Annotated in this window: 3 protein-coding genes and 1 tRNA gene; all 4 read right to left on the bottom strand. The window is 62.5% G+C overall.

All coding sequences use genetic code 11. The features are described from left to right. Positions 1–2: 2 nt before the first annotated feature. Positions 3–75: transfer RNA gene (locus WMO66_RS01755), tRNA-Gly, on the bottom strand. A 74-nt stretch (positions 76–149) separates the two neighbouring features. Next, positions 150–1,277, bottom strand: a complete 1,128-nt coding sequence (locus WMO66_RS01750) for a transglutaminase-like domain-containing protein (protein WP_349134692.1) — start codon at positions 1,275–1,277, stop codon at positions 150–152. Between the two features lie 94 nt (positions 1,278–1,371). Beyond that, positions 1,372–2,256 (bottom strand): YitT family protein, encoded by an 885-nt coding sequence (locus tag WMO66_RS01745; protein ID WP_349134691.1) that lies wholly within the window; start codon positions 2,254–2,256, stop codon positions 1,372–1,374. A gap of 54 nt (positions 2,257–2,310) precedes the next feature. Further along, positions 2,311–4,557: a DNA gyrase subunit A gene (locus tag WMO66_RS01740; RefSeq protein ID WP_349134690.1), complete on the bottom strand. Its 2,247-nt coding sequence runs from the start codon at positions 4,555–4,557 to the stop codon at positions 2,311–2,313. Positions 4,558–4,976 lie beyond the last annotated feature (419 nt).

Here is a 4,976-nt window from a genome sequence, read left to right as displayed (position 1 = left end):
GGAGCGGGTGACGAGGCTCGAACTCGCTACCTCCACCTTGGCAAGGTGGCGCTCTACCAGATGAGCTACACCCGCATTTGCAGGAATCATTATAGCGGGATCGGCTCGATTTGTCAAGTCTTTTTTGCAAAAGGTCGAAATTTTTTACGCTATGGCTCCGTCGGCTCCTCCGGCTCCGGCACGGGATTGGAGGGATAGGCCTCCGCGTCCCAGTCATAGCCCTCGTCCCGCAGCGCGGCGGGATCGAGCAGGTCGAGGGAATCGCCGCCCTGCTCCACGGAACGCATCAGGTCGACAGCATACCACGTTTCCTCGAGCTGCAGCAGGTTCCACCAGTGCGTCTCGCCGCCGCGCGTGCCGCTGACCAGACGGCACGCCAGCCCGGCACGGGTGCACTCGGCATAGAACACCGAGGCAAACGACAGGCTGTGCGCCCGCCCGCTGCTCAGCAGATCATAGGCAGGCATGTCCGGCGTCTCCTCCGCAGTCGTATAGGTAAAGCGGGTCAGCAGGAAGCGGGCCAACAGCTCTGCGCAGCGCCGGGGCGTCGTGCCGCTCTCCACATAGGCAGCGGCAGAGTCCAGAATGGTGTTCACCGCGGCCTGCATGCTGCGCAGCGTGTCGCGCGGCTGGCTGTAGGTAAAATGCAGCTCCAGAATGCGCGTCTCGCCCGTCTCCGGGTAGACGGCCGCCGAGACCTCCGGCAGGGCCATGGCGCTGTCCGGATGCTCGAGGCAGTAGGTGCGGATGTAGCCGGAGAAGTCCGCATCCTCATAGCTGCGGATGCGCAGCGTCAGCGCCGCGTCAAAATTAGCCAGCGCCTGCCGGATCTTCGCATGCGCGCCGTTGACGCCGCTCACGGTCACGATAGCATCGATCTCCGCCGCAGAGCGGCGGAACACGATGCTGACCTCGACGGTGCCGGTCTGCGCGTCGCCGCGCAGCTCCGCATCGGCATAGTCCACGGCGTAGGCGCCGATGGGGTCCTCTTGCGTGATGTAGCGCACGGTCTCCGTCAGGTCGGCGGTGAGATCGCCGCTGTAGCCCGAGATGCGGATCTCGCCCTGCTCTGTCCAGTTGCGGACAAATGAAAGCATCGCGCCGCGCAGCTCGCTGCGGTTGCCGGCCGTGGGCGGCTCCTCCTGCTGCGGGGTCTCCGTTGCAGGTATGCTCGGCTCAACGTGGGTGCGGACGGAGAGATAGCTGTCGTCCGCGCCGCAGGCGGACAGCCCGGCCAGCAGGCCGAGCAGCAGCAGACAGGCAATGAAATTCCGCACGGCGGCATCCTCCTTTTTGGCTTTACGGCAGCACCGCACAATTCAGTGAGAGCATATCCGGCGAGGGCCGAAGCTGCAATTGTGCGGCGTTTCCTTACAATTCATTTCGGTCGTACCGCTTGAAGCCGTCGCCCAGCACCTGATGGGCATCCTGCAGGATGATGAAGGCGTCCGGGTCGATGTCCATGACCAGCTCCTTCAGCTCCGCGAGCTGCTTGCGCTTCACGGCGCTGAGCAGGACCATCTTGTCCTGCCGCTTATAATAGCCCTGCCCCTTGAGCAGGGTCACACCGCGGTCGAGCTGGCCGTCGATGGCCGTGGCGATGGCCTCATACTTCTCCGTGATGATGAGCGCGACCTTGGAATAATCCATGCCGTAGACGACGCGGTCGAGCGCCATGGAGGAGACGACCATGGCAATGACGCTGTAGAGCGTGTTGTTGAAGTCACGGTAGACCACGCCCGTGATGACAGCAATGGTCAGGTCCATGCAGAGGATGATCTTGCCGATGGGGAAATTGCGGAATTTCAGCTTCATCAGGCGCGCGACGATGTCGACGCCGCCCGTCGAGGCGTTGCCCAGGAACACGAGGCCGAGGCTCACGCCCATGAACACGCCGCCGAACAGGGCCGCCACGAGCGGCTCGACGGCCGGGACCGGCAGGATGCGGGCGAACAGGTCAAGGAAAACGGACGTCAGCACCGTGCTGTAGAGCGAGCCAAAGAAGAAATGCCGTCCGATCTTTTTCAGGCCGCAGAGAAACAGCGGGATGTTGATCATGGCGTTTAGAATGCCGACCGTCAGGAATTTCGGGTGAGCGGCATAGACGATGATCATGGCGATGCCGGAGACGCCGCCGCTGCTGATGCCGCCCGGCTCCAGAAACAGGTCAAAATTCAGCGCGTAGAGGAGACTGCCTAAGGTGATAAACAGGATATTGCGAAGTAACTCGGTCTTCTGCTGGTTCAAGGCCTTCATGCGATGTTCCTCCTTCTTTCTTTTGCGCCGGACGGCCCGGCCGGGGATGCGGGATCAAAGCTCTTCGAGCGAGAGCTGCTTTTCGGCGGCATCCTCCTCGCGGAGCAGCGCGCCCGCTGCGGGGAGCGTGCGGGTGCGGTAGCGCGACTCGTTCACAATGCCGCTTTCGGCAAGCGGGCAGGCGCGGGCCAGCTCTGCCTTGCGCCGGAGCGTGAGCACAGCGACGCCGAGCGTCGTGCGCGTTGTCTTCGGGGCCAGCTGGGCCGTCTGCAGAATGAGGGCGCGTCCCTCGGTGGAGTATAGCACGAGCTGCACATCCTCCTGCAGCAGGAAAATGCCGCGCAGCTCACTGCGGTCGCTGTAGGCGCCGGTCAGCTTGCGGCGGTTGGACTTCGTCTGATAGGCGGAAAGCTCCACGCGCGCCGCCTTACCGTTGGCGAACAGGAAGAGCATGCTGCCGCTGTAATCGCCGGGCAGGCAGACGGCCGCGACGCTCTCGCCCTCGTCGAAGCCGAGCTTCGTGGGCAGATAGTCGCCGAGCAGCGAGGCCTTGCCGTCGTCAAAATCGGCGCAGCGCGCCTTATAGACCTGGCAGCGGTCCGAGAAGACGAGCAGCTCCGCCGCATTCGTCGTCTCGCACGAGAAGCGCAGGCCGTCTCCCTCCTTGAAGCGCTGCTCGCCGGACATGCGCAGCGACTGCGGCGTGATCTTCTTGAAATAGCCCTCGCGGGAAACGAAGATCGTCACGGGATAATCGGGCGTCTCCTCCTCCGGCTCCGGGTCGAGCTCCGCCGCGTCCTCCACGATGACGGTGCGGCGGTCCGTGCCGTATTTTGCGGCAACGGCGTCCAGCTCCTGCACGATGAGGCGGCGGATGCGCTTTTCGCTGCCGAGCGTCTTTTCCAGCTCGGCAATCTCGGCGGCCAGCGCGTCGACCTCCTGCGTTCGGCGCAGAATGTATTCCTTGTTGATGTTGCGCAGCTTGATCTCCGCCACGAACTCCGCCTGCACCTCGTCGATGCCGAAGCCGATCATCAGGTTCGGCACGACCTCCGCCTCGGACTCCGTCTCGCGGATGATGCGGATGGCCTTGTCAATGTCCAGCAAAATCTGGCGCAGGCCCTGCAGCAGGTGGAGCTTTTCGCTCTTTTTGCGCTTCTGGAAGAACAGGCGGCGGCGGACGCACTCCGTGCGCCAGGCCGTCCACTCCTCGATGATCTCGCGCACGCCCATCACGCGCGGCATGCCCGCGATAAGGATGTTGAAATTACAGGCGAAGCTGTCCTGCAGCGGCGTTGAGCGGAAGAGCTTCTGCATGAGCTTATCCGGCTCGACGCCGCGCTTGAGGTCGATCGTGAGCTTCAGGCCGGACAGGTCGGTCTCGTCGCGCATGTCGGAGATCTCGCGGATTTTGCCCGCCTTGATGAGCTCGGAGACCTTGTCGATGATGGCCTCCGTCGTCGTGGTATAGGGGATCTCATAAATTTCAATGAGATTTCCCTCCTTCTGGTAGCGCCAACGGGCGCGCAGGCGGACGCTGCCACGGCCTGTGCGGTAAATTTCCGCCATTTCCGCCGCGTCATACAGCAGCTCGCCGCCCGTGGAGAAGTCCGGCGCGGGCATGACCGAGAGCAGGTCACACTCTGGATTCCCGATCCACGCGGCCGTGGCCTTGCAGACCTCGCGGAGGTTGAAGCCGCAGATGTTGCTGGCCATGCCGACGGCGATGCCCATGTTGGCCGAGACGAGAACGTTCGGATACGTCGTCGGCAGCAAAGCAGGCTCGAGCATGGTGTTGTCGTAGTTATCCACAAAATCGACGGTCTCGCTGTCGATATCGCGGAACAGCTCGGCGCAGATGGGGTCGAGCTTCGCCTCGGTATAGCGCGAGGCGGCGTAGGCCATATCGCGGGAATAGACCTTGCCGAAGTTGCCCTTTGAGTCGACGAACGGGGTGAGCAGGGCCTCGTTGCCGCGCGCCAAACGAACCATGGTCTCGTAGATGGCGGCGTCGCCGTGCGGGTTCAGGCGCATGGTCTGTCCGACGATGTTGGCGGATTTTGTCCGCCCGCCGTTCAGCAGGCCCATTTTGTACATCGTGTACAGCAGCTTCCGGTGTGACGGCTTGAAGCCGTCGATCTCCGGGATGGCGCGCGAGACGATGACGCTCATCGCATAGGGCATATAATTCCCGGTCAGCGTGTCGGTGATGGGCTGCTCGAGCACCTCGGCCCGCAGGCCCTCGACATGCGCCGTGTCAATATTCTTTTTGAGCTCGGGTTCCTTCTTTTTTCTTGCCATAAACCGATACCTTTACAGTTTATTTTGTTCGTGAATGGAGATTTCGTTGCGGGCAGTTTCGCATATCAATGTGGGGGCGGGGACAGCCACGCCCGCGAAGCGGCAATCAATAGCACCAATTTGATAGGATGCACCGTTGTTACCGCTGCACCCGCCTGATGTGTCATTGCGAGGAGCGAAGCGACGCGGCAATCTCGGGAAGGCAGTTGCGATTTCGCCGGTAGCTTTCCCACGATGCAGCCGGGTACTGCGAGATTGCCACGTCGGCCTCCGGCCTCCTCGCAATGACAAACTTGAAAGCCTGTACGCTCGCCGAAAATGCCTAGAAACCTGCAACTGCCAAAGGCGCTCACTACCCGCAAGGGGCACGCCGCATCCGTAAGGCGGCAAAGCCGCCAACGGCTGCGCAGTGAGCGCCG

The sequence above is a fragment of the Faecousia intestinalis genome, from assembly GCF_040096185.1.
Classification (GTDB): domain Bacteria; phylum Bacillota; class Clostridia; order Oscillospirales; family Oscillospiraceae; genus JAZOXB01.
The sequence above is the reverse complement of the archived record's forward strand: the minus strand, read 5'-3'. Positions and strand labels throughout refer to the sequence as shown.

Bases quoted from the DNA above. Each gene is read 5' to 3' on its own strand.
- WMO66_RS01745 (WP_349134691.1), bottom strand. From the start codon at position 2,256: ATGAAGGCCTTGAACCAGCAGAAGACCGAGTTACTTCGCAATATCCTG.
- WMO66_RS01740 (WP_349134690.1), bottom strand. From the start codon at position 4,557: ATGGCAAGAAAAAAGAAGGAACCCGAGCTCAAAAAGAATATTGACACG.